Origin of the sequence: Pseudomonas nitroreducens TX1 (assembly GCF_000313755.1) — a bacterium.
GTDB classification, from domain to species: domain Bacteria; phylum Pseudomonadota; class Gammaproteobacteria; order Pseudomonadales; family Pseudomonadaceae; genus Pseudomonas; species Pseudomonas nitroreducens_A.
This window is the reverse complement of the sequence record NZ_AMZB01000100.1, coordinates 71698-95475: the sequence shown is the minus strand read 5'-3', so window position 1 is coordinate 95475 and position 23778 is coordinate 71698. Positions and strand designations below refer to the sequence as shown.

Sequence of the window (23778 nt, the reverse complement as noted above, 5' to 3'; positions counted from 1 at the left end):
GCTTTGCCTGACGCACACTGTCAGACCTGGTTCGACCTTGCATGGCTGGGAGGCCGCTCGATGACCCTTTGTTTCGCTTCACAGGCAGCCGACTGACATGGAACGCGCCGGTCGCCTGTTCGCCACTTCCCTGCGTATCGTCCTGGGCCTTCTGGCGCTGGGCCTGGTGCTGCTTGCGCTGTACGTCAGCCTCGGCCGGCAACTGGTGCCGCTGGTGGCGGAGTACCGCGACGAGCTGGCGCAGAAGGCCAGTGAACAGTTGGGGTTGCCGGTAACCGTCGGCGCGCTGGAGGGGCACTGGCATGCCTTCAGCCCGATCATCGTGGTGCGCGACATCCAATTGGGTGATGGCAGCGATTCGCTGCGCCTGGAGCGCGTGCGCCTGACTCCGGATATTCTCGGCAGCGTGATGGCGCGCCAACCGCGCATCGACAGCCTGGAGCTGGAAGGCCTGCACCTGACCTTGCGCGAGGACGAGGACGGCAAGTGGCACGCCGACGGCCTGCCCAGCCGTGGCGGCGACACCGATCCGCGCAAGCTCATCGACCTGTTGCTCACTCCACGTCGCCTGTCGTTGATGGATAGCCAGCTGACCGTGCTGCCGCAACAGGCCAATCCGCTGTCGCTGTCTTATGTGGGCATGACGCTGCGCAGCGGCAGCCGCCAGCGCCTGGAAGCGCGCCTGAGCTTGCCCAGCGGCGAGCCAGTGGCGGCTCGATTGGATACCCGCCTGAACCGAGACGACTGGGCGAAGAGCTCAGCCGAGCTATACCTCAGCCTGCCTCAGGCTGACTGGGCCAAGTGGCTGCCCGAACGCCTTACCGGTGCCTGGAAGCTGTCCCAGGCCAAGGCTGGCGGCGAATTCTGGGCGACCGTCGACCAGGGCGTACCGGTAGCTGCCGTGGCGCGCCTGAATGCGCCGAAGATCGAAGCCGCGCTGGGTGACCGCAAGCCGGTCAGCCTCAGCGACCTGGGCGTCACGCTGTTCTTCCAGAAAAAGGGTGACGACCTTGACCTGCGTGTCGCCGACCTGGCGGCGAACCTCGGCGACACCCGCTGGGGTGAAGTGGAAATGGAGCTTTCCCGCCGCGTGAAAGGCGAGGAACACTGGCAGTTGCGCGCCGACCGCCTCGACCTGACGCCACTGGGGCCGACCATCACCGCCCTGGCGCCGCTGCCGGACAAGGCCGTCGAATGGCTGGACGGCTTGAAGCCACACGGCGTGCTGCACAATGTCAACTTCGACTACTGGCCGCAACGTGAAGGCGCCGAGCGCGTGGCCTACGCCGCCAACCTGGAAAAGGTCGGCGTAAGCGCCTTCCATGATGTGCCCGCGGTGGCCAACGTCGACGGCACCTTCAGTGGAAACCTGGGCGGCGGCACGCTCGATGCCAACGCCCAGGACTTCATGCTGCACCTCGCGACCCTGTTCCCCGAGCCCTGGCGCTACCGCAGCGCCCATGCCCGGATGTTCTTCCAGCTCAACGACGAAGCCTTCACCCTCGGCAGCCACCTGATGCAGGTGGAAGGCGAGGAGGGCACCCTCGCCGGCGACATGCTGATTCGCCTGATGCGCGACCCGGAGCTCGAGGACTACATGGACCTGCGCGTCGGCATGAGTAACGGCGACGCGCGCTACACCGGCAAGTACCTGCCCACTGTCATCCCGCAGATGAGCAAGGACCTCGCCGCCTGGCTCAAGGGCTCGATCAAGAGCGGCCGCATCGAGCAGGGCTACTTCCTCTGGCAGGGCTCGCTGCAAAAACACTCGGCACCCGAGGCCCATGCCATGACCTTGTACTTCAAGGTCCACGACGGCGTGCTCGACTATCAGCCGGGCTGGCCGGGCCTGAGCAAGGCCGAGGGCGAAGTGCGCGTCGAGGACACCGGCGTCAGCATCAACGCGACCAGCGGGCAAATTCTCAATAGCCGGGTGCGCGATGTTTCGGTGGAGATCCCTCACTCCAATCCGGGCGAGGTGGCCCACCTGCACGTGAACGGCGACATCGAAAGCAACCTCGTCGATGGCCTGAAGATCCTCCAGGACTCGCCCATCGGCGCGACCCACACCTTCGCCGGTTGGGAAGGCTCGGGCGACCTGAACGGCCACCTCAACCTCGACATTCCCCTGGCCAAGGGCGAGGCGAGCAAGGCGCGGGTGATAGTCGACTTCGACACCGACAAGGCTCGGCTGAAGATTGCCAAGCCCGAGCTGGACCTCGAGCAGGTCAAGGGCAAGTTCCGCTACGACACCGACAGCGGCCTGAGTGGGCAGAACGTCGCCGCCCTGGTGCTGGGTTCGCGCGTGACCGGCAGCATCCGCGCCGAAGGCCGCAATGGCGTACCCCGCACGCGTGTGCTGGTCGGCGGCCAGGTACCGATCAAGACCCTGCTCGACTGGGGCAAGGTGCAGAAGCAACTGCCGGTGGACGGCCGCGTGCCGTTCCAGCTCAACCTGCTGCTCGACGGCAAGGACAGCCAGTTGCAGGTGGCTTCCAACCTGCAGGGCGTCACTATCGATCTGCCGGCTCCGCTGGGCAAGGCCGCACAGGAAACCCGCGACAGCGAATGGCGTATGACTCTGGACGGCGCCGAGCGGCGCTACTGGGCTACCTACGGTGATCGCGCCAGCCTGGCGTATGCCGCTCCGGCGGATCAGCCGCTCGCCGGCCGAGGTGTGCTGCGCCTGGGGGGCGACCCCGCCGTGCTGCCGAATTGGAACGGCGTGCAGGTGCGCGGGAAAGTCGACGAGGTCGATGCCGACGCCTGGATGGCCGTCGCGAAAAAGTACTCCAACACTGGCGTCGAAGGCGCAGCGGGTCTGTTGCGTGGCGCTGACCTGCAGATCGGCCGCTTCAAGGGCTTCGGCCAGACCTTGGAAAACCTCACGCTGGACCTTGCCCGGGTCGACAGCAGCTGGCAGATCGGTGTGGTCAGCTCGCTGGCCTCGGGAAAGGTCACCTTGCCCGACAGCAAGGTAAAGCCGATCCAGATCGCCCTGGACCGCATCGACCTGCCCAAGGGCGAGGCCATCGACTCCGAGAAGGCGGTGGAAGCGCCGGACCCACTGGCGAAGATCGACCCGCGCACGCTGCCGCCGATGGATGTGACTATTCGCCAGGTGCTGAAGGCCGGCAAGCCGGTCGGCGCCTGGAGCTTCAATGTGCGACCGACGCCCACCGGCCTCGGCTTCAATAACGTCAACCTGGACCTTCGCGGCCTGTCGGTGAAGGGCAGCCTGCGCTGGGACGGCATGGAAGCCAGCGCCCGCAGTACCTTCCAGGGCCAGCTCGAAGGCAAGAACATGGGCGACGTGCTCAAGGCCTGGGATTTCGCTCCCAGCGTGACCAGCGAGCGCTTTCGCGTAGACATCAATGGCAACTGGCCGGGCTCCCCGGCGGCCCTGAACCTGCGACGCTTCGGCGGCACCCTCGACGCCAGCCTTCGCAAGGGCCAGTTCGTCGAAGTGGAAGGCGGCGCCAACGCCCTGCGCGTGTTCGGCCTGCTCAACTTCAACGCCATCAACCGCCGCCTGCGCCTGGACTTCTCCGACCTGCTCGGCAAAGGCCTGAGCTACGACCGCGTGAAGGGCGTGCTTACCGCCACCGACGGCGTCTATTTCACCCGTGAGCCGCTGCGGCTGGACGGCCCGTCTAGCAACCTGGAGCTCAACGGCACTCTGGACCTGGCCCACGACCAGATCGACGCCAAGTTGCTGGTGACCTTGCCGGTGACCAATAACCTGCCGCTGGCGGCGCTGATCGTCGGCGCGCCGGCCATTGGTGGCGCGCTGTTCGTGGTGGACAAGCTGCTGGGCGACAGGGTCGCGCGCTTCGCCAGCGTGCAGTACAGCGTCAAGGGCCCGTGGCAGAGCCCCACCATCGCTTTCGAGAAACCCTTCGAAAAACCTCATTGAGCAGACTGGCCGGGCATCGGTTAGCATGAAACCCAGGCATTACCGGAGCTAGCCATGTCCATTGCCGTCATCCAGATGGTCAGCCAGGACGATGTCCCGGCCAATCTCGCCGCCGCCCGTCGCCTGCTCGAACAGGCCGCCGAGCGCGGCGCGCGCCTTGCCGTGCTGCCGGAAAACTTCGCCGCCATGGGCCGCCGCGACCTCGCCGAGATCGGCCGCGCCGAAGCCCAGGGGGAAGGTCCGATCCTGCCCTGGTTGAAAAGCACCGCCCGCGACCTCAGGTTGTGGATAGTCGCGGGCACCCTGCCGCTGCCGCCCGAAGGCCAGCCGGACGCCAAGGCCAATGCCTGTTCGCTGCTGGTGGACGAGCGAGGCGAAGTGGTGGCGCGCTACGACAAGCTGCACCTGTTCGACGTGGACGTCGCCGACACCCGTGGCCGCTATCGCGAGTCGGACGACTACGCCTTCGGCCAGCGCGTGGTAGTGGCGGATACGCCGGTTGGGCGGCTGGGGCTGACGGTCTGCTACGACCTGCGTTTCCCTGAGCTCTACACCGCGCTGCGCGAGGCCGGCGCGGAACTGATCAGCGCCCCTGCCGCCTTCACCGCGGTGACCGGCGCGGCGCACTGGGAAATCCTCGTCCGTGCCCGCGCCATCGAAACCCAGTGCTACGTGCTGGCGGCCGGGCAGGGCGGCACCCACCCCAAGGGACGGGAAACCTGGGGCCAGTCGGCCATCGTCGATCCCTGGGGGCGTATCCTCGCCGAACAGGCCAAGGGCGAGGCCGTGCTGCTGGCCGAGCGCGACAGCGAAGAACAGGCGGCGGTCCGGCAGCGCATGCCGATTGCCCGGCACCGAAGATTTTTCCCGCCGGTCGAACCACGACCGGCGCGCACGGAGTGAATATGAGCGAACTGTTGTCATCCGTCAGTCAGCACCTGCTGGCCCCCGGTGGTCTGGATATCGACCAGCTGTCGCCGATCCTGCATGAGCTGAGCGGGCCCGGCATCGACGCCGCCGACCTTTACTTCCAGAGCCAGATCTCCGAGTCCTGGATGCTGGAGGACGGTATCGTCAAGGAAGGCAGCTTCCACATGGACCAGGGCGTCGGCGTGCGCGCGCAGTCCGGTGAGAAGACCGGCTTCGCCTACAGCAACGCGATCAACCAGGAGGCGCTGATCCAGGCTGCTCGTGCCGCTCGTTCGATTTCCCGCGCCGGGCAGAACGGCAAGGTGCAGGCCTTCCAGGCCGTGGTGCCGACGCGCCTGTACGCCGGCGAGAATCCACTGGATGTGATGAGCCGCGCCGAGAAGGTGGAGCTGCTGCAGAAGATCGACGCCGCCACGCGCGCCCTCGACCCGCGAATCCAGCAGGTCACCGTCAGTCTGGCGGGCGTCTGGGACCAGGTGCTGATCGCCGCGGCGGACGGCTCGCTGGCGGCGGACATCCGCCCGCTGGTGCGCTTCAACGTCAGCGTCATTGTCGAGCAGAACGGCCGCCGCGAGCGTGGCGGTCACGGCGGCGGCGGTCGTACCGACTACAAGTACTTCCTTCAGGAAGACCGCGCCATGAGCTACGCCCGCGAGGCGCTGCGCCAGGCGCTGGTCAATCTTGAGGCCGTTCCCGCGCCCGCTGGCAGCCTGCCGGTGGTGATGGGCGCCGGCTGGTCCGGCGTGCTGCTGCACGAAGCCGTGGGCCACGGCCTGGAAGGCGACTTCAACCGCAAGGGCAGCTCGAACTACAGCGGCCGTATCGGCGAGAAGGTCGCTTCCAGCCTGTGCACCATCGTCGACGACGGCACCATCGCCGGCCGCCGCGGTTCGCTGTCGGTGGACGATGAAGGCACGCCAACCCACTGCAACGTGCTGATCGAGAACGGCATCCTCAAGGGTTACATGCAGGACAAGCTCAACGCCCGCCTGATGGGTGTGGCGCGCACCGGCAACGGCCGTCGCGAGTCCTATGCGCACCTGCCGATGCCGCGTATGACCAACACCTACATGCTGGCCGGGCAGAGCGATCCGCAGGAAATCATCGCCAGCGTCGAGCGCGGCATCTACTGTGCGAACCTCGGCGGCGGCCAGGTGGACATCACCAGCGGCAAATTCGTCTTCGCCACCAGCGAGGCGTACCTGATCGAAAACGGCAAGATCACCCGCCCGGTGAAGGGCGCGACCCTGATCGGCAACGGTCCGGAAGTGATGAGCCGGGTATCCATGGTCGGCAACGACCTGGCGCTGGACAGCGGCGTGGGCACCTGCGGCAAGGACGGCCAGTCCGTGCCGGTCGGTGTCGGCCAGCCGACCCTGAAGATCGACGCCATCACCGTCGGCGGCACGGGCGCCTGAGGCCGTTGCCGGTAGGGCTGGGAAGGATGGGGGCGGCCGCTCAGCGCAGGCCGCGCTTGATCTCGTCCAGCTCGCGGATGTACTTGAAGATCTTCCGCGCTGCGGCCGGAGGCTTGTTGTGAGCCGCCTCGTGCTGGGCGTGGCGGATCAGTTGGAGCAGGTGCTGGCGGTCGCTTTCCGGGTATTCGCCGAAGAAGGCGGACAGCGCTGCGTCACCACCGGTAATCAGGTGGTCGCGCCAACGCTCCAGGGCGTGGAAGCGCTCGTTGTACTGGCGGGTGGAGGTATCTACCTGTTCCAGCAGGGCGAGGATGGCTTCGACGTCCTGGTCGCGCATCAGCTTGCCGATGAACTGCCGGTGGCGTTTCTTGGCGGCGTTGGCCTTGTGCTTGGGAGCTTCTTCCAGTGCGCGGCGCAGTGGGTCGGTGAGCGGCATGCGGTCGAGCATGTCGGCCTTGAGCGTGGTCAGGCGCTCGCCGAGCTCCTGCAGCGCGTGCATTTCGCGTTTTACTTGCGACTTGCTCTTCTCATCGAAGGACGAGCCGTCATCGTGAATTTCAGCCATGGCGGGGGTCTCGTTGAAAACGCCGCCATGATAACGAGTCAGGGGCCGCTTGTCCGGCCCGCGCCGGTCGCAGCCGCCTGATGGCGGGGCCGGATCATGAACAGGAGAGGCATGCAATGAGCGAACACAACCCGGCAGTGAGCCCGGAGGTCCTTCCCGAGCTGCGCGAGCAGGTCGAGCGGATCATCGCCGAGGCCGCGCGGCAGGGCGCCAGCGCCTGCGAGGTGGCGGTATCGGTGGAGCAGGGACTGTCGACCTCGGTGCGCCAGGGGGAAGTCGAGACCGTCGAGTTCAACCGCGACCAGGGCTTCGGCATTACCCTTTACGTTGGCCAGCGCAAGGGCTCGGCCAGTACTTCGGCGACCGGCGCGGACGCCATTCGCGAGACCGTCGCGGCGGCGCTGGCGATTGCCAGGCACGCTTCCGAAGACGATTGCGCCGGCCTGGCGGACCCGGCGCTGATGGCGCGCGACCTGCCGGACCTGGACCTCTACCACGGCTGGTCGATCACTCCCGACCAGGCCATCGAGCGCGCGCTGGCCTGCGAGGCCGCTGCGTTCGCTACCGACAAGCGGGTCACCAAGGCCGACGGCACCACGCTGAATACCCACCAGGGTTGTCGCGTCTACGGCAACAGCCACGGCTTCGTCGGCGGCTACGCCAGCACCCGCCACAGCCTCAGCTGCGTGATGATTGCCGAGCTCGAAGGGCAGATGCAGCGCGACTACTGGTACGACGTGAACCGTCGCGGCGAATTGCTGGCTACTCCCGAATCCATCGGCCGCCGCGCTGCCGAGCGTGCCGCCAGCCGCCTGGGGGCACGCCCGGTTCCTACGGCCGAGGTACCGGTGCTGTTCGCGCCGGAAGTCGCGGTCGGCCTGTTCGGCCACTTCCTCGGTGCGATCTCCGGCGGCAGCCTGTACCGCAAGTCGTCGTTCCTCGAAGGCGCGCTGGGCCAGCAACTTTTCCCGGAATGGTTGACCCTGGACGAGCGCCCGCTGCTGCGCGGCGCGCTGGGCAGTGCCTCGTTCGACAACGATGGCTTGGCCACGTACGCCAAGCCCTTCGTCGAGGGTGGCGAACTGGTGTCCTACGTGCTCGGCACCTACTCCGGGCGTAAGCTGGGGATGCCGAGCACAGCCAACTCCGGCGGTGTACACAACCTGTTCGTCAGCCATGGCGACGAAGACCAGGCAGCCCTCATCCGCCGCATGGGCCGGGGCCTGCTGGTCACCGAGCTGATGGGACAGGGCGTCAACCTGGTGACCGGAGACTATTCCCGTGGCGCTGGCGGCTATTGGGTGGAGAACGGCGAAATCCAGTTCCCGGTGCAGGAAGTCACCATCGCTGCGAACCTGCGCGATCTGTTCCGCGATATCGTCGCCATTGGTAACGATGTGGAGTACCGCGGCAACCTGCATACCGGCTCCGTGCTCATCGAAAAGATGATGGTCGCCGGCAACTGATCCGCCGCCGCGGTCGGCGTTGGCCGCGGCTCCCGTCTCGCTCCGTTTCGTTGGGCAGCGCGCTGCTGGACGCGAGGCGAGCGCGATGCACCATGGGGTGGTTTCCAGGGTTACTGCGGAATCGCAATGGCGCTGATGCGCGGCGCAGGCCGCGCCGGGGCAGATCGATGTCTTCTGTCTGATGAGAGGGCTGTCAGCCGGGCTGAGTGGCCGCCTTACTCGCCTTCGTCGAAGTAGTTGTTGATCAGGTCGACCAGTGCCTGGAGCGCTTCGTCTTCCTGTTCGCCTTCGGCGGCGAGGTGCAGGTTGGTGCCCTTGCCGGCGGCCAGCATCATCACGGCCATGATGCTCTTGCCGTCCACCGTGTTCTCGGGGTTGCGACCCACACGAACCTGACAGGGGAAACGCCCTGCAACGCCGACGAATTTGGCTGCCGCACGGGCGTGCAGGCCAAGTTTGTTGATGATGGTGACTTCGAGGGCGGGCATCGCGAGGGGCTGTCCTTTTGTTGTCTGTCGCTGCTTAGCTCAGGTCGCGGTGGCGAATCTGTACGTTGGTGAGGCTTTCCTTGAGGGCTTGACCGATCCGCTCGGCCAGGTAGGTCGAACGGTGCTGGCCACCGGTGCAACCGATGGCGATGGTCACATAGGCCCGGTTGCTCGCGGCGAAGCGCGGCAGCCATTTGTTCAGGTAGCCGAGGATATCCTGGTACATCTCCTCGACGTCGGGCTGTGCCGCCAGGTACGCCTGCACCTCCGGCTCCAGCCCGGTGTGCTCGCGCAGTTCGGGCTTCCAGTAGGGGTTTGGCAGGCAGCGCACGTCGAACACAAGGTCGGCGTCCACCGGCATGCCGCGCTTGAACCCGAACGATTCGACCAGGAAGGCGGTGCCCAGTTCGGGCTTGTTCAGCAGGCGCAGCTTGAGTACGTCGCGCAACTGGTAGAGGTTCAGGTTGGTGGTGTTGAGCTTGAGATCGGCCAGGTCGGCTATCGGCGCCAGCAGGTGCGATTCGTCGGCGATGGCCTCCGCCAGCGAGCGGCTGTCGGTGGTCAGCGGGTGGCGGCGGCGAGTCTCGGAGAAGCGTTTGAGCAGCGTCTCATCATCGGCATCGAGGTACAGCACGTCGCACTGGATGTGCTTGTCGCGGGCTTCCTGCAGTAGCTCAGGGAAGCGCTGCAGTTGGCTGGGCAGGTTGCGCGCGTCGATGGAGACGGCGACCTGTGGGTGCAGCAGCTCGGTGTGCAGCAGTGCGCGCTGGGCCAGGTCCGGGAGAAGGCTGGCCGGCAGGTTGTCGATGCAGTAGAAGCCATTGTCCTCGAGCACGTTGAGCGCGGTGCTCTTGCCCGAGCCGGATCTGCCACTGATGATGATCAGGCGCATGATCAGTGCCCGTTGTTCTGGAAGTCCACGACGATCCGGTACAGGTCCTCGCCGTTGGCGGCGTGACGCAGGCGGTCGCGGACGTCGGCGCGGTCGAGCATGGAAGCGATCTGCCGCAGCAGTTCAAGGTGCTCTTCGGTGGCAGCTTCGGGCACCAGCAGCACGAACACCAGGTCGACTGGCGCGCCATCGAGAGCGTCGAAGTCTACCGGATGGTCAAGGTGCAGGATGGCGCTGATGGGCGATTGGCAGCCTGTGAGGCGGCAGTGCGGAATGGCGATGCCATTGCCGAAGCCGGTGGAGCCCAGGCGTTCCCGGGCCACCAGGCTGTCGAAGATGTCTTGGGAATCGAAACCCGGCAGCTCGCGAGCCACCAGGTTGGCGATTTGTTCGAGGACACGTTTCTTGCTGCCGCCCGGCACGTTCACGAGGGAACGGCCGGGGGTCAGGATTTGCTCAAGTCGGATCATAGAGAGGGGTTAACGAACACCAACACCTTGCTGGCGCTCGAGGTATTTTTCCTTGTGCTTGATCAGTTGGCGGTCGAGCTTGTCGGTGAGCAGGTCGATGGCCGCGTACATGTCTTCATGTTCGGCGCAGGCCACCACTTCGCCCCCGGCGATGTGGAGGGTGGCTTCAATTTTCTGCTTCAGCTTCTCGACCTCCATGATGACCTGAACATTGGTGATCTTGTCGAAGTGGCGCTCCAGTCGGCCGAGTTTCTCGCCGACATAGTCGCGCAGGGCGTCGGTCACATCCAGTTGATGTCCACTGATGTTGACTTGCATACCGCTTTCTCCTTGTTGCCCGTGTGTAAGTGGCAGGTTAGGGGGCCTGCCGCCGGAACACCTTGGCGTGGATCAACGTCACACCAGCCGCTTGCGCTCGCTCGAGGGAGAGATTCCTAGGGACTCCCGGTACTTGGCGACGGTACGACGTGCCACTTGAATGCCCTGTGCCTCCAGTAAACCAGCGATCTTGCTGTCACTCAATGGCTTTTTCGGACTTTCCGCCGCGACCAGTTTCTTGATGATGGCGCGGATCGCGGTGGACGAGCACTCACCGCCCTCGGAGGTGCTGACGTGGCTGGAGAAGAAGTATTTCAGCTCGAAGATGCCACGCGGGGTATGCATGAATTTCTGCGTGGTGACGCGGGAGATGGTCGACTCGTGCATGCCCACCGCCTCGGCGATGTCGTGCAGGACCAACGGTTTCATCGCCTCTTCGCCGTATTCGAGGAAGCCGCGCTGATGCTCGACGATCTGGGTCGCCACTTTCATCAGCGTCTCGTTGCGGCTTTGCAGGCTCTTGATGAACCAGCGCGCCTCCTGCAACTGGTTGCGCATGAAGGTGTTGTCGGCACTGGAGTCGGCGCGACGTACCAGGCCTGCGTACTGAGAATTTACGCGCAGGCGCGGCATCGCCTCCTGGTTCAGCTCCACCAGCCAGCGGTCGTTGTGCTTGCGCACGATGACATCCGGTACGACGTATTCGGCTTCGCCGGATTCGATCTGCGAGCCGGGGCGCGGATGCAGCGACTGGATCAGTTCGATGGTCTCGCGCAGCTCGTCTTCCTTGAGCTTCATTCGGCGCATCAACTGGCTGTAGTCGCGGCTGCCGAGCAGGTCCAGGTGGTCGCTGACCAGACGGATGGCCTCGGCCAGCAGGTAGGTCTTGGTCGGCATCTGGCGCAGTTGCAGCAGCAGGCATTCGCGCAGGTTGCGCGCACCGACGCCGGCAGGTTCAAGCTGCTGCACTCGACGCAGCACGACTTCCACTTCATCCATCTCCACGCCCAGTTCTGGGTCGATGGAGGCGAGAATGTCTTCAAGGGATTCGTCGAGGTAGCCGTCGTCGTTGATGCCGTCGATGATGCTCAGGGCGATCAGGCGGTCCGTATCGGACATGGGCGCCAGGTTGAGCTGCCACAGGAGATGGCTCTGCAGGCTTTCGCCAGCGGTGGTGCGGGCAGTGAAGTCCCACTCGTCATCATCATTACTGGGCAGACTGCTGGCGCTGGTCTGGTAGATATCTTCCCAGGCGGTGTCGACCGGCAACTCGTTGGGGATGCGTTCGGCCCACTGGTCTTCGTCGAGGCTGTCGGCGTTGGGGGTGGTGCTTTCCTGGAAGTTGTCCTGGGAGCTGCTGGTGCTGCCGTTGGCGCTCGACTCGGCGCCATCGGCCATGGGGTCGCTGTTGTCGTAATCCTCGCCTTCTTCCTGGCGCTCCAGCATGGGGTTGGACTCCAGGGCTTCCTGGATTTCCTGTTGGAGGTCCAGCGTCGAGAGCTGGAGCAGTCGGATGGCCTGTTGCAGCTGCGGAGTCATCGTCAGCTGCTGGCCCATCTTGAGGACTAGCGATGGTTTCATGGCTGGAACTAGGCACCTTGTTCGCTGGCGCAAAACGCGCCATATCCACGACTACGGACGCCGGAGCGCCGCGAGGAAGCAAATTATATGCCTGAGTTTGGGCGCTTTGCCTAGGGGCTGTCGACCTTTCGTTACAACCCGGTTGCGCCAGGGAAGGGCAGGCAGCCGCCCAGGCTGCGGGGCGGCCCACGAGCCGCGCCACGCATGGAAGGAAGTTATGGCTGCCGCGCCCAGGCAGGGCGCGGTCCCGGGCTTTACAGGCGGAACTCGTGGCCCAGATAGACTTCTTTCACCAGGTCGTTGGCGAGGATGCTCTCGGCGCTGCCTTCGGCGATCAGTTGACCGTCGTTGACGATGTACGCCGTTTCGCAGATGTCCAGGGTCTCCCGGACGTTGTGGTCGGTGATCAGGACACCGATTCCCTTGGCCTTGAGATGATGGATGATCTGCTTGATATCGCCCACCGAGATCGGGTCTACGCCGGCGAAAGGCTCGTCCAGCAAGATGAACTTCGGCGAACTGGCGAGGGCGCGGGCGATTTCCACGCGGCGGCGCTCACCACCGGACAGGCTCATGCCGAGGTTGTCGCGGATATGGTGGATGTGGAACTCCTCGAGCAGGCCTTCCAGGGCTTCCTGGCGACCGGCGCGATCAAGGTCGGCGCGGGTCTCGAGGATGGCGCCGATGTTGTCCGCCACCGACAGCTTGCGGAAGATCGAGGCTTCCTGCGGCAGATAGCCGATGCCGGCGCGCGCGCGGCCATGCATGGGCAGGTGGGTGACGTCCTGCTCGTCGATGCGCACGACGCCCTGATCGGCGCGAACCAGCCCGACGATCATGTAGAAGCAGGTGGTCTTGCCCGCTCCGTTGGGGCCGAGCAGGCCGACGATCTGCCCACTTTCGATGTTCATGCTGACATCGCGGACGACTTGCCGGCTCTTGTAGCTCTTGGCGAGGTGCTGGGCGGTTAGCGTAGCCATTACTGCGCTTGATCCTGCTTTTTCTTGGGCTGGATGACCATGTCGATACGCGGGCGCGGCGTGGTCACCTGGGAGCCGGTGGCACGGCCTGCGTTGACGATCTGGCGCTGGGTGTCATAGACGATCTTCTCGCCTTCGAAGGTGTTGCCTTCCTGGATCACCTTGGCCTGGTCGATCAGCACGACGCGGTTCTGCGAGACGAAATATTGGATCGTCAGGCCGTAGGCCTGGGTGATCTGCTTGTCGGGCGCCGGCTTCTGTTCGAAGTAGGCGGGCTTGCCGACCGAGGTGACCACCTCGATCTCGCCGTCCTTGTTCTGCTTGAGCGTAACGGTGTTGCCAGTCAGCTTCATGCTGCCCTGGGTCACCACCACGTCGCCGCGATACACGGCCACGCCCTGCTTGTCATCCAGTTCGGCGCTGTCGGCCTGGACGCGGATCGGCTGTTCCCGGTCGGTGGGAAGGGCCCAGGCGGCAGAGCTGCCGATGGCGGCGGCGAGGCTGAAAAGAAGGGGGAGGGTGTTAACGAGCCTCATGCTGACCTCTTACGTTGGACAGCAGGAGCATCCGGCTGTCTTTCAGATACGCTTTCATGCCAACTGCCGTGGTTACACCGTTGGGCTCGGTGATTTTCACGGGCTGGTCAGTCTGCGCATAGTCCTTGTCTGGGAACACCGTCATGCGCGAGGTGTTGAGCAGGAGCGTACGTTGCTGAGCGTCGGTGCGCGCAACGCGCACGTCGTCGATCAGCTCGACCTGCTTGCCTTCGGGGGCCACTTCGGCGTGAACGCTCTGGACATGCCACGGCTGAGGCTCGTTCTCCCGGTGGAAGAAGAGATCAGGCGTGGTGACCAGGGTCACGTCGGTTGCTTTCAGGTGTTCGAGTTTGTCGGCGGTCATCTCGTAGGCGAGGGAGCCGTCGACGCGGTACTGAACGCTCTTGGCGTTCACCACATAGAAATCAATGGCGTCACTGGTCTGCGACTTGAGTTGCCGCTCGTTGAAGTCCAGGCGCACGTTCCAGTAATAGCCCAGCGCGATCAGCAGGATGGCGATCAGGGCGAGCAACAGCTTTTGTTGGAGTGTCTTGGGCATCATCGGCTCTAGAGATACGCGTTCCGGGCAGCTTCGAGGTTGCCCTGGGCGCGCAGGATCAATTCGCAGAACTCACGGGCGGCGCCTTCGCCGCCACGGGCCTGGGTCACGCCGTCGGCATGCTGGCGCACGAAGGCATCAGCGCTGGCGACCGCCATGCCCAGGCCTGCGCGGCGGATGGCCGGCAGGTCGGGCAGATCGTCGCCCAAGTAGGCGACTTCTTCATAGCCTAGACCCAGTTCGGCAAGCAACTCGTCGAGGGCGACCAGCTTGTCCTCGCGCCCCTGAAACAGGTGGTCGATACCCAGGTTCTTCGCCCGGCGCTCGACCACCGGGCTCGAGCGGCCGGTAATGATCGCGGTGCGCACGCCGGAGGCCATGAGCATCTTGATGCCGTGGCCGTCCAGGGTATTGAAGGTCTTGAACTCGCCGCCGTCGGGCAGGAAGTAGAGCTTGCCGTCAGTGAGCACGCCATCGACGTCGAACACCGCCAGGCGGACCGCTTTGGCGCGTTGCAGCAGGTCGGCCGTCATTCAGATGACTCCCGCGCGGGTCAGGTCGTGGACATGCAGCACGCCGACCGGATGATCCTTGTCATCGACCACCACCAGCACGTTGATCTTGTGGTCGTCCATGATCTTCAGGGCTTCGGCGGCGAGCATGTCCGGGCGGGCGGTCTTGCCGTGCACGGTCATCACCTGGTCGATGGTCACCTGGCGCACGTCCAGGCCCTTGTCCAGGGTGCGGCGCAGGTCGCCGTCGGTGAAAACCCCGGCCAGCCGGCCGTCTTCGCCCAGTACGATGGTCATGCCCAGGCCCTTTCGGGTCATTTCCAGCAGGGCGCCACTGAGCGAAGTGCCGGGAGAAACCTGTGGCAATGCTTCACCCACGTGCATGATGTTTTCCACTTTCAGCAACAATCGACGGCCCAGCGCGCCGCCCGGGTGCGAGAAAGCGAAGTCTTCGGCGGTGAAGCCGCGAGCTTCCAGCAGGGCGATGGCGAGCGCGTCGCCGATCACCAGGGAAACCGTGGTGGAGGAGGTCGGCGCCAGGTTCAGCGAGCAGGCCTCGTGCTCGACGCTGGCGTCCAGGTTGACCGCCGCGGCCTTGGCCAGCGGCGATTCGGCGTTGCCGGTCATGCTGATCAGGGTGATGCCCAGGCGCTTGATCAGCGGCAGCAGGGTGATGATTTCCGCGGTCGAGCCGGAGTTGGACAGGGCGAGGACGACGTCGTCCTTGGTGATCATGCCCATGTCGCCATGGCTGGCTTCGGCCGGGTGCACGAAGAAGGCCGGTGTGCCGGTGCTGGCCAGGGTGGCGGCGATCTTGCGGGCAATATGCCCGGACTTGCCCATCCCGACCACGACGACACGGCCCACGCAGTTCAGCAGGAGCTCGCAGGCCAGGGAAAAATCGGCGCCGATACGCGGCAGCAGCGCGTCCACCGAGTCACGCTCGAGGCGGATAGTGCGTTGTGCCGACTGGATGAAATCGTGTTTCTGGCTCATGTTCCAAAGGCGCGGGGCAAAATGAAGTGCGAGATTATAACGGGAAAGCGGCAAAGGCTTCATCACTGGCATCTCAATGTTGAGTGCATTTTGCTGAACTGTCCCTTAACGGCGGCTTAGCAGCCCTTGGGGCGGGGCTTCGCGCGGTGTTATAGTTCGCGGCCGTTCGGCCTGCCGCGCCGTGTTCCTGCCGTGTGACAGACGGGGCAACGGACAGCGCCGTGATGAAAGGAGTTCTATGAGCACCAATGACCAATACGCGGTCGAGCTGAAGGGCCTGAGCTTCAAGCGTGGCACGCGTAAGATTTTCGATAACGTGGACATCCGCATTCCACGCGGCAAGGTCACCGGGATCATGGGGCCCTCGGGGTGTGGCAAGACCACCCTGTTGCGACTGATCGCCGCCCAGTTGAGGCCGGCGAGCGGGGAGGTGTGGGTCAACGGCCAGAACCTTCCGTCGCTGGGCCGCAGCGACCTGTTCGACATGCGCAAGCAATTCGGCGTGCTGTTCCAGAGCGGCGCGCTGTTCACCGATCTCGACGTCTTCGAGAACGTGGCCTTCCCGCTGCGGGTGCACACCGAGCTGCCCGAGGAGATGATTCGCGACATCGTCCTGATGAAACTGCAGGCCGTGGGCCTGCGTGGGGCGGTGGAGCTGATGCCGGACGAACTGTCCGGCGGCATGAAGCGCCGCGTGGCGCTGGCCCGCGCCATCGCGCTGGATCCGCAGATCCTGATGTACGACGAGCCTTTCGTGGGGCAGGACCCGATCGCCATGGGTGTGTTGGTGCGCCTGATCCGTCTGCTCAACGACGCGCTGGGTATCACCAGCATCGTGGTGTCCCACGACCTGGCGGAGACCGCGAGCATCGCCGACTACATCTATATCGTCGGTGACGGCCGTGTGCTCGGCCATGGGACGCCGGCCGACCTGCAGGGTCTCGACGATCCGCGCGTGCGCCAGTTCATGAAGGGCATCCCGGATGGTCCGGTGCCGTTCCACTATCCTGCTCGCGATTACCGCGCCGACCTGCTGGGAGAACGTTGATGCGCAAGACTTCACCGCTCGAGCGCGTTCGCCTGCTCGGGCGCGCCGGCCTCGATGTCCTCGAGTCGCTGGGCCGTTCGACGCTGTTTCTGGTCCACGCGATCTTTGGTCGTCGCGTACACAGCGGCGCGTTCCAGTTGCTGGTCAAGCAATTGTACTCAGTGGGCGTACTGTCCCTGGCGATCATTGTCGTTTCCGGTCTGTTCATCGGCATGGTACTGGCCCTGCAGGGCTACAACATCCTGGCGAGCTACGGCTCCGAGCAGGCGGTCGGCCAGATGGTCGCGCTGACGCTGCTGCGTGAACTGGGACCGGTGGTGACCGGTCTGCTGTTCGCCGGGCGTGCCGGTTCCGCCCTGACAGCCGAGATCGGTAACATGAAATCCACCGAGCAACTGTCCAGCCTGGAGATGATCGGCGTCGACCCGCTCAAGTACATCATCGCACCGCGCCTGTGGGCCGGCTTCATCTCGATGCCGCTGCTGGCAGCTATCTTCAGTGTCGTCGGTATCTGGGGCGGAGCCCTGGTCGCCGTGGACTGGCTGGGTGTGTATGACGGTTCGTACTGGTCGAACATGCAGAACAGCGTGCAGTTCACCAAGGACATTCTCAATGGCGTGATCAAGAGCGTGGTGTTTGCCTTCGTCGTGACCTGGATCGCCGTGTTCCAGGGGTATGACTGCGAACCCACCTCCGAGGGGATCAGCCGCGCCACCACCCGTACCGTTGTGTATGCCTCCCTGGCCGTGCTGGGGCTGGACTTCATCCTGACCGCCTTGATGTTTGGAGACTTCTGATGCAAACCCGCACCCTGGAAATCGGTGTAGGCCTGTTCATTCTGGCCGGCCTGCTGGCCCTGCTGCTGCTGGCCCTGCGTGTCAGCGGACTGACCATCGGCAATTCGGGCGATACCTACAAGCTGTACGCCTATTTCGACAATATCGCCGGTGTCACCGTGCGTGGCAAAGTCACCATGGCGGGCGTCACCATCGGCAAGGTCACTGCGGTGGACCTGGATCACGACAGCTATCGTGGTCGTGTGACCATGGAGATCAACCGCGGCGTCAACAACCTGCCGGACGACTCCACCGCCTCCATCCTGACCGCTGGCCTGCTCGGCGAAAAATACATCGGCATCAGCGTCGGTGGTGATGAAGAGCTGCTCAAGGATGGCGATACCATCAAGGACACCCAGTCGGCACTCGTGCTGGAAGACCTGATCGGCAAGTTCCTGCTGAATTCGGTCAACAAAGACGACTCGAAGAAATGAGGACTCACTCCATGTTGAAAACCTTGCGCCATGGCTTTCTGGTCCTGCTCGCGATCCTCCCGCTGTTCGCCCAGGCCGAGCAGACCGCACAGCAGGTCGTGCAGCAGACCGTCGATAACCTGCTGACGGACCTGAAAACCAACAAGGCCAGCTACAAGGCCAATCCCCAGGCGTTCTACGACACGCTGAACCGCATCCTGGGCCCGGTAGTGGATTCCGAGGGCATCGCCAAGGGCGTGATGACCGTCAAGTATTCCCGCCAGGCCTCGCCGGAGCAGATCAAGCGCTTCGAGGAAACCTTCAAGAACAGCCTGTTCCAGTTCTACGGCAATGCGCTGCTGGAGTACGACAACCAGGACATCCGCGTGCTGAACACCGGCAAGCAGGATCAGGACCGTGCTTCGGTGAACATGGAAGTGGTGGGCAGCAGCGGCGCCATCTATCCGGTGCAGTACACCATGGTCAACCAGGGCGGCACCTGGCGCCTGCGTAACGTGATCATCAACGGCATCAACATCGGCAAGCTGTTCCGTGACCAGTTCGCCGATTCCATGCAGAAGAACCGCAATGACCTGGAAGCCACCATTGCCGGTTGGGGCCAGGTGGTCGCCAAGGCCAAGGACGCTGCCAAGGGCCAGCCGGAAGGCGGCGCAGAATGACCCAGGGCAGCATCTCGGAGCGCGCCGAGGGTGAACTGGCCCTCGCCGGCGTGCTGGATTACAGCACCGGCCCCGCGCTGCGCCAACAGGGCGCCCGGCTGATCGCTGCCAGCAAGGCGAGCGCTCTGCGCCTGGATTGCTCGGCGGTGGAACGTTCCAGTAGCGTCGGATTGTCGCTGCTGTTGTCCTATATCCGTGATGCGCGCAAGGCCGGCAAGACGCTGCAAGTCTCCGGCATGCCCAAGGACATGCAGGAAATCGCCAAGGTTGGCGAGCTTCTGGAGATTCTGCCGTTACAGCACTGAAACAGTGAAAAGGCCCTCCGTCCGCGACTTCCCCGCCGGGGTTCGCAGGCGGGGGGCTTTTTTGTATCATGGCCGACCCGCGCGCGTAGGGCGCCGAACGAGGTTGAGCATGCAGGCCGTAGAAGTCAAAAACTTCCTGGAATCGAAACTCCCAGGTACCCAGATCGAAGTGGAAGGCGAAGGCTGCAATTTCCAGCTGAACCTGATCAGCGACGAGCTCGCCGGCCTGAGCCCGGTCAAGCGCCAGCAACAGATCTATGCCCACCTGAACGAGTGGATCGCCTCCGGGGCCATCCATGCCGTCACCATGAAATTCTTCAGCCGCGCCGCCTGGGCCGAGCGTTCCTGAGCCCACGGGGAAAATAGCAATGGATAAACTGATCATTACCGGCGGCACCCGTCTCGATGGCGAGATCCGCATCTCCGGCGCGAAGAACTCGGCGCTGCCGATCCTCGCCGCGACCCTGCTGGCGGACACCCCGGTGACCGTCTGCAACCTGCCGCACCTGCACGACATCACTACCATGATCGAACTGTTCGGCCGCATGGGCGTGCAGCCGATCATCGACGAGAAGCTCAATGTCGAAGTCGATGCCAGCACCATCAAGACCCTGGTGGCACCGTACGAGCTGGTGAAGACCATGCGTGCGTCGATCCTGGTGCTCGGCCCGATGGTCGCCCGCTTCGGTGAAGCCGAAGTCGCGTTGCCCGGCGGCTGCGCCATCGGCTCGCGTCCGGTGGACCTGCACATCCGCGGCCTCGAGGCCATGGGCGCAGAGATCACCGTCGAAGGCGGTTACATCAAGGCCAAGGCCCCGGCCGGTGGTCTGAAGGGCGCGCACTTCTTCTTCGATACCGTGTCCGTGACCGGTACCGAGAACATCATGATGGCCGCCGCCCTGGCCAATGGCCGCTCCGTGCTGGAAAACGCCGCGCGCGAGCCCGAGGTCGTCGATCTGGCCAACTTCATCAACGCCATGGGCGGTGACGTGCAGGGCGCCGGCACCGACACCATCGTGATCAACGGTGTGAAGAGCCTGGGTGGCGGTGCCAAGTACAGCGTCATGCCCGACCGCATCGAGACCGGTACCTACCTGGTCGCCGCTGCAGCCACCGGTGGTCGCGTCAAGCTCAAGGATACCGACCCGACCATCCTCGAGGCCGTGCTGGCCAAGCTGGTCGAAGCCGGCGCGCACATCACCAGCGGCAGCAACTGGATCGAGCTGGACATGAAGGGCAACCGGCCTAAGGCGGTGAACATCCGCACTGCGCCGTACCCGGCATTCCCGACCGACATGCAGGCGCAGTTCATCTCCCTGAATGCCATTGCCGAAGGCACCGGCGCGGTCATCGAGACCGTGTTCGAGAACCGCTTCATGCACGTCTACGAAATGAACCGCATGGGCGCGCAGATCCTGGTCGAAGGCAATACCGCCATCGTCACCGGCGTTCCGCTGCTCAAGGGTGCCCCCGTCATGGCGACCGACCTGCGCGCTTCCGCCAGCCTGGTGATCGCCGCCCTGGTAGCCGATGGCGACACCCTGATCGACCGCATCTACCACATCGACCGTGGCTACGAGTGCATCGAAGAGAAACTGCAACTGCTCGGGGCGAAGATTCGCCGCGTGCCGGGCTAGGGCTGCGCCAGACCATGCTGACGATTGCCCTGTCCAAGGGCCGAATCCTCGACGACACCCTGCCGCTGCTCGCAGCGGCGGGCATCGTGCCGACCGAGAATCCGGACAAGAGCCGCAAGCTGATCATTCCCACCACCCTCGATGACGTACGTCTGCTGATCGTGCGCGCCACCGATGTGCCGACCTATGTCGAGCACGGTGCCGCCGACCTCGGCGTGGCGGGCAAGGACGTGCTCATGGAGTACGGTGGCCAGGGCCTGTACGAGCCGCTGGACCTGAAGATTGCCAACTGCAAGCTGATGACCGCCGGAGCGGTCGGCGCGCCGGAGCCCAAGGGTCGCCTGCGCGTGGCTACCAAGTTCGTCAATGTCGCCAAGCGCTACTACGCCGAGCAGGGCCGCCAGGTCGACGTGATCAAGTTGTACGGCTCCATGGAGCTGGCACCGCTGGTCGGCCTCGCCGATAAGATCATCGACGTGGTCGACACCGGTAATACCCTGCGTGCGAACGGCCTGGAGCCCCAGGAGCTGATCGCTCACATCAGCTCGCGTCTGGTGGTGAACAAGGCCTCGATGAAGATGCAGCATGCGCGCATCCAGGCATTGATCGACACCCTGCGCGAAGCGGTGGAGTCTCGACACCGGGCGTAATTCCTAGCGCGGCCGTCTGGCTGCGCCCGTGACCGCCATGGATGGCGGGAATGCCGAACATGCAGGAGCAGCTTTTCGGCCCTATCCGTGTCATAGCCAAATTTTCTCGGGTGCCCGCACGGAAGGCTTGATAGTCTTGCGGCGCCCGAGATCATGCCAATTAAAGAGGCCAGCTATGACCGCACCCTTCGCACTCCGTCGACTCAACGCCGCCGATCCGGACTTCGCGCGTCATCTGGACCATCTGCTCTCCTGGGAAAGCGTGTCCGACGATGCAGTGAACCAGCGCGTACTGGACATCATCGCCGACGTGCGCAGCCGCGGTGACGCCGCCGTGGTGGAGTTCACCCAGCGCTTCGACGGCGTCGACGCCAAGACCATGGCTGACCTGATCCTGCCGCGCGAGCGCCTGGAACTGGCCCTGACCCGCATCACTCCGGCCCAGCGAGAGGCGCTGGAAACGGCTGCCGAACGCGTGCGCAGCTACCACGAGAAGCAGAAGCAGGACTCCTGGCGCTATACCGAAGCCGACGGCACCGTGCTCGGCCAGCAGGTCACCCCACTGGATCGCGCCGGCCTGTACGTGCCCGGTGGCAAGGCATCCTATCCGTCGTCCGTACTGATGAACGCCATTCCGGCCAAGGTTGCCGGTGTTGCGGAAGTGGTGATGGTGGTGCCGACTCCGCGCGGCGAGATCAACGAGATCGTCCTCGCCGCCGCTTGCATCGCCGGCGTCGACCGCGTCTTCACCATCGGTGGCGCCCAGGCCGTGGCCGCGCTGGCCTACGGCACCGAGAGCGTGCCGCAGGTGGACAAGATCGTCGGCCCGGGCAACATCTACGTCGCCACCGCCAAGCGCCACGTGTTCGGCCAGGTCGGCATCGACATGATCGCCGGCCCCTCGGAAATCCTCGTGGTCTGCGACGGCGGCACCGATCCGGACTGGATCGCCATGGATCTGTTCTCCCAGGCCGAGCACGACGAAGATGCCCAGGCCATCCTGGTCAGCCCGAACGCCGAATTCCTCGACAAGGTCGCCGCCAGCATCGAGAAACTGTTGCCGACCATGGAGCGTGCCGAGATCATTCGCACCTCGCTGACCAACCGGGGGGCGCTGATCCTCGTCGCTGACCAGGAGCGCGCCTGCGAGGTCGCCAACCGCATCGCCCCGGAACACCTGGAGCTGTCCGTGGCCGACCCGGAAAGCTGGCTGCCGAAGATCCGCCACGCCGGCGCCATCTTCATGGGGCGCTACACCGCCGAAGCGCTGGGCGACTATTGTGCCGGCCCGAACCACGTGCTGCCGACTTCCGGCACCGCGCGCTTCTCCTCGCCGCTGGGCGTGTATGACTTCCAGAAGCGTTCCTCGATCATCTTCTGCTCCGCGCCGGGCGCTTCCGAGCTGGGCAAGACCGCTTCGATCCTGGCTCGTGGCGAGTCGCTGACCGCCCACGCGCGCAGTGCCGAGTTCCGCATCCTTGACGACAAGAGTGAATAACCGATGAGCAAATTCTGGAGTCCCTTCGTCAAGGAACTGGTTCCCTACGTTCCGGGCGAACAGCCGAAGCTGGCCAAGCTGGTCAAGCTGAACACCAACGAGAACCCCTACGGCCCGTCGCCGAAGGTGGTTGCCGCGATCCAGGCCGAGCTCAACGACACGCTGCGCCTGTATCCGGACCCGAACGCCGACCGCCTGAAGCAGACCATCGCCCACTACCACGGCGTGAAGGCATCCCAGGTGTTCGTCGGCAACGGCTCGGACGAAGTCCTGGCCCACGCCTTCCACGCGCTGTTCCAGCACGGCAAGCCGCTGCTGTTCCCCGATGTGACCTACAGCTTCTACCCGGTCTACTGCGGCCTCTACGGCATCGAGTTCGAAGCGCTGCCGCTGGACGAGCAGTTCCAGATTCGGGTGGAGGACTATGCGCGTCCGAACGGCGGCATCATCCTCCCCAACCCCAACGCGCCCACCGGTTGCCTGCTGCCGCTCGAGGCCATCGAGCGCCTGCTGCAGGCGAGCCCTGACAGTGTGGTGCTGGTGGACGAGGCGTATGTCGACTTCGGAGGCGAGACGGCGATTTCCCTGGTCAACCGCTATCCGAACCTGCTGGTGGCGCAGACCCTGTCCAAGTCGCGCTCCCTGGCAGGGCTGCGGGTTGGTTTCGCGGTGGGGCATGAGGACCTGATCGAAGCGCTGGAACGGGTGAAGAACAGCTTCAACTCCTACCCGCTGGACCGCCTGGCCTTGGCCGGCGCGGTGGCATCCTTCGAGGACCAGGCCTACTTCGAGCAGACCTGCAACTCGGTTATCCACAGCCGGGAAGAGCTCGTGGCTGAGCTCAAGAGTCTGGGTTTCGACGTACTGCCCTCGGCGGCGAACTTCATCTTCGCCCGCCATCCGCAGCGCGATGGCGCCGAACTGGCTGCGGCCCTGCGCGAGGAAGGCGTGATCGTGCGTCATTTCAAGCAGCAGCGGATCAACCAATTCCTGCGCATCAGTATCGGCACCCAGGAGCAGAACCAGGCGCTGGTGGATGCCCTGCGGTTGAAGCTGTAAGACTGTACCGCTGCAAGAGAAACGG

At 64.5% G+C, this 23778-nt stretch carries 25 protein-coding genes; 14 read left to right on the top strand and 11 right to left on the bottom strand.

What is annotated here, in order from left to right:
* Positions 1-97: 97 nt before the first annotated feature.
* Genes C167_RS0110120 through tldD form a run of 3 tightly spaced genes read left to right on the top strand, consistent with a single transcriptional unit; the run spans position 98 to position 6264 of the window.
* Positions 98-3916 (top strand): YhdP family protein, encoded by a 3819-nt coding sequence (locus C167_RS0110120; protein ID WP_017518159.1) that lies wholly within the window; start codon positions 98-100, stop codon positions 3914-3916.
* Positions 3917-3970: 54 nt separating this feature from the next.
* Positions 3971-4819 (top strand): carbon-nitrogen hydrolase family protein, encoded by an 849-nt coding sequence (locus C167_RS0110115; RefSeq protein ID WP_017518158.1) that lies wholly within the window; start codon positions 3971-3973, stop codon positions 4817-4819.
* Positions 4820-4821: 2 nt separating this feature from the next.
* A complete protein-coding gene (gene tldD, locus C167_RS0110110) occupies positions 4822-6264 on the top strand; it encodes a metalloprotease TldD (RefSeq protein ID WP_017518157.1) in 1443 nt (480 codons plus the stop codon).
* Positions 6265-6304: 40 nt separating this feature from the next.
* On the opposite strand, the gene yjgA is transcribed toward tldD, so the two are convergent.
* The gene (yjgA, locus tag C167_RS0110105; protein WP_017518156.1) at positions 6305-6829 is read right to left on the bottom strand and encodes a ribosome biogenesis factor YjgA; all 525 of its coding nucleotides are present in this window, start codon (positions 6827-6829) and stop codon (positions 6305-6307) included.
* Positions 6830-6945: 116 nt separating this feature from the next.
* Between yjgA and pmbA the strand changes: the two genes are divergently transcribed.
* Positions 6946-8295, top strand: coding sequence for a metalloprotease PmbA (gene pmbA / locus C167_RS0110100; protein ID WP_017518155.1), 1350 nt, complete (start codon positions 6946-6948; stop codon positions 8293-8295).
* Between the two features lie 215 nt (positions 8296-8510).
* Here the strand turns inward: pmbA and C167_RS0110095 are convergent, their stop codons facing one another.
* The 10 genes from C167_RS0110095 to C167_RS0110050 all read right to left on the bottom strand — a co-directional run bounded on the left by C167_RS0110095 (position 8511) and on the right by C167_RS0110050 (position 15627).
* Positions 8511-8783: an HPr family phosphocarrier protein gene (locus tag C167_RS0110095; protein WP_017518154.1), complete on the bottom strand. Its 273-nt coding sequence runs from the start codon at positions 8781-8783 to the stop codon at positions 8511-8513.
* A 34-nt stretch (positions 8784-8817) separates the two neighbouring features.
* Complete coding sequence (gene rapZ / locus C167_RS0110090; protein WP_017518153.1) at positions 8818-9675, bottom strand: RNase adapter RapZ; 858 nt, start codon at positions 9673-9675, stop codon at positions 8818-8820.
* A gap of 2 nt (positions 9676-9677) precedes the next feature.
* Entirely contained in the window at positions 9678-10145 is a 468-nt protein-coding gene (ptsN, locus tag C167_RS0110085) for a PTS IIA-like nitrogen regulatory protein PtsN (RefSeq protein WP_017518152.1), read from the bottom strand.
* Positions 10146-10154: 9 nt separating this feature from the next.
* Positions 10155-10463, bottom strand: coding sequence for a ribosome hibernation-promoting factor, HPF/YfiA family (hpf, locus tag C167_RS0110080; RefSeq protein WP_017518151.1), 309 nt, complete (start codon positions 10461-10463; stop codon positions 10155-10157).
* Between the two features lie 78 nt (positions 10464-10541).
* Positions 10542-12044 carry an RNA polymerase factor sigma-54 gene (locus C167_RS0110075; protein WP_026078940.1) on the bottom strand — a complete coding sequence of 501 codons (1503 nt, stop codon included), beginning with the start codon at positions 12042-12044 and terminating at the stop codon, positions 10542-10544.
* A 254-nt stretch (positions 12045-12298) separates the two neighbouring features.
* Positions 12299-13024, bottom strand: a complete 726-nt coding sequence (gene lptB / locus C167_RS0110070) for an LPS export ABC transporter ATP-binding protein (RefSeq protein WP_017518149.1) — start codon at positions 13022-13024, stop codon at positions 12299-12301.
* Positions 13024-13560, bottom strand: a complete 537-nt coding sequence (gene lptA / locus C167_RS0110065; protein ID WP_017518148.1) for a lipopolysaccharide transport periplasmic protein LptA — start codon at positions 13558-13560, stop codon at positions 13024-13026. The genes lptB and lptA overlap by 1 nt, the downstream gene beginning before the upstream one ends.
* Positions 13547-14122 carry an LPS export ABC transporter periplasmic protein LptC gene (lptC, locus tag C167_RS0110060; RefSeq protein ID WP_026078939.1) on the bottom strand — a complete coding sequence of 192 codons (576 nt, stop codon included), beginning with the start codon at positions 14120-14122 and terminating at the stop codon, positions 13547-13549. Before lptC ends, lptA begins: the two co-directional genes overlap by 14 nt.
* Before the next feature lie 5 nt (positions 14123-14127).
* Positions 14128-14652 carry a KdsC family phosphatase gene (locus tag C167_RS0110055; RefSeq protein WP_017518146.1) on the bottom strand — a complete coding sequence of 175 codons (525 nt, stop codon included), beginning with the start codon at positions 14650-14652 and terminating at the stop codon, positions 14128-14130.
* Entirely contained in the window at positions 14653-15627 is a 975-nt protein-coding gene (locus C167_RS0110050) for a KpsF/GutQ family sugar-phosphate isomerase (RefSeq protein ID WP_017518145.1), read from the bottom strand.
* Positions 15628-15865: 238 nt separating this feature from the next.
* Between C167_RS0110050 and C167_RS0110045 the strand changes: the two genes are divergently transcribed.
* From C167_RS0110045 to hisC, 10 genes are all read left to right on the top strand, one after another.
* Positions 15866-16675, top strand: coding sequence for an ATP-binding cassette domain-containing protein (locus C167_RS0110045; RefSeq protein WP_017518144.1), 810 nt, complete (start codon positions 15866-15868; stop codon positions 16673-16675).
* Positions 16675-17472: a lipid asymmetry maintenance ABC transporter permease subunit MlaE gene (gene mlaE / locus C167_RS0110040; protein WP_017518143.1), complete on the top strand. Its 798-nt coding sequence runs from the start codon at positions 16675-16677 to the stop codon at positions 17470-17472. The genes C167_RS0110045 and mlaE overlap by 1 nt, the downstream gene beginning before the upstream one ends.
* A complete protein-coding gene (gene mlaD / locus C167_RS0110035; protein WP_017518142.1) occupies positions 17472-17945 on the top strand; it encodes an outer membrane lipid asymmetry maintenance protein MlaD in 474 nt (157 codons plus the stop codon). The genes mlaE and mlaD overlap by 1 nt, the downstream gene beginning before the upstream one ends.
* 11 nt (positions 17946-17956) lie before the next feature.
* Positions 17957-18604 carry an ABC transporter substrate-binding protein gene (locus C167_RS0110030; protein WP_017518141.1) on the top strand — a complete coding sequence of 216 codons (648 nt, stop codon included), beginning with the start codon at positions 17957-17959 and terminating at the stop codon, positions 18602-18604.
* Positions 18601-18909 carry an STAS domain-containing protein gene (locus C167_RS0110025; protein ID WP_017518140.1) on the top strand — a complete coding sequence of 103 codons (309 nt, stop codon included), beginning with the start codon at positions 18601-18603 and terminating at the stop codon, positions 18907-18909. The genes C167_RS0110030 and C167_RS0110025 overlap by 4 nt, the downstream gene beginning before the upstream one ends.
* 109 nt (positions 18910-19018) lie before the next feature.
* Positions 19019-19258, top strand: a complete 240-nt coding sequence (locus C167_RS0110020; protein WP_017518139.1) for a BolA family protein — start codon at positions 19019-19021, stop codon at positions 19256-19258.
* A gap of 19 nt (positions 19259-19277) precedes the next feature.
* Positions 19278-20546 carry a UDP-N-acetylglucosamine 1-carboxyvinyltransferase gene (gene murA / locus C167_RS0110015; protein ID WP_017518138.1) on the top strand — a complete coding sequence of 423 codons (1269 nt, stop codon included), beginning with the start codon at positions 19278-19280 and terminating at the stop codon, positions 20544-20546.
* A 14-nt stretch (positions 20547-20560) separates the two neighbouring features.
* Positions 20561-21196, top strand: coding sequence for an ATP phosphoribosyltransferase (gene hisG, locus C167_RS0110010; RefSeq protein ID WP_017518137.1), 636 nt, complete (start codon positions 20561-20563; stop codon positions 21194-21196).
* Between the two features lie 175 nt (positions 21197-21371).
* The gene (hisD, locus tag C167_RS0110005) at positions 21372-22694 is read left to right on the top strand and encodes a histidinol dehydrogenase (RefSeq protein ID WP_017518136.1); all 1323 of its coding nucleotides are present in this window, start codon (positions 21372-21374) and stop codon (positions 22692-22694) included.
* A gap of 3 nt (positions 22695-22697) precedes the next feature.
* Positions 22698-23753, top strand: coding sequence for a histidinol-phosphate transaminase (hisC, locus tag C167_RS0110000; RefSeq protein WP_017518135.1), 1056 nt, complete (start codon positions 22698-22700; stop codon positions 23751-23753).
* Positions 23754-23778 lie beyond the last annotated feature (25 nt).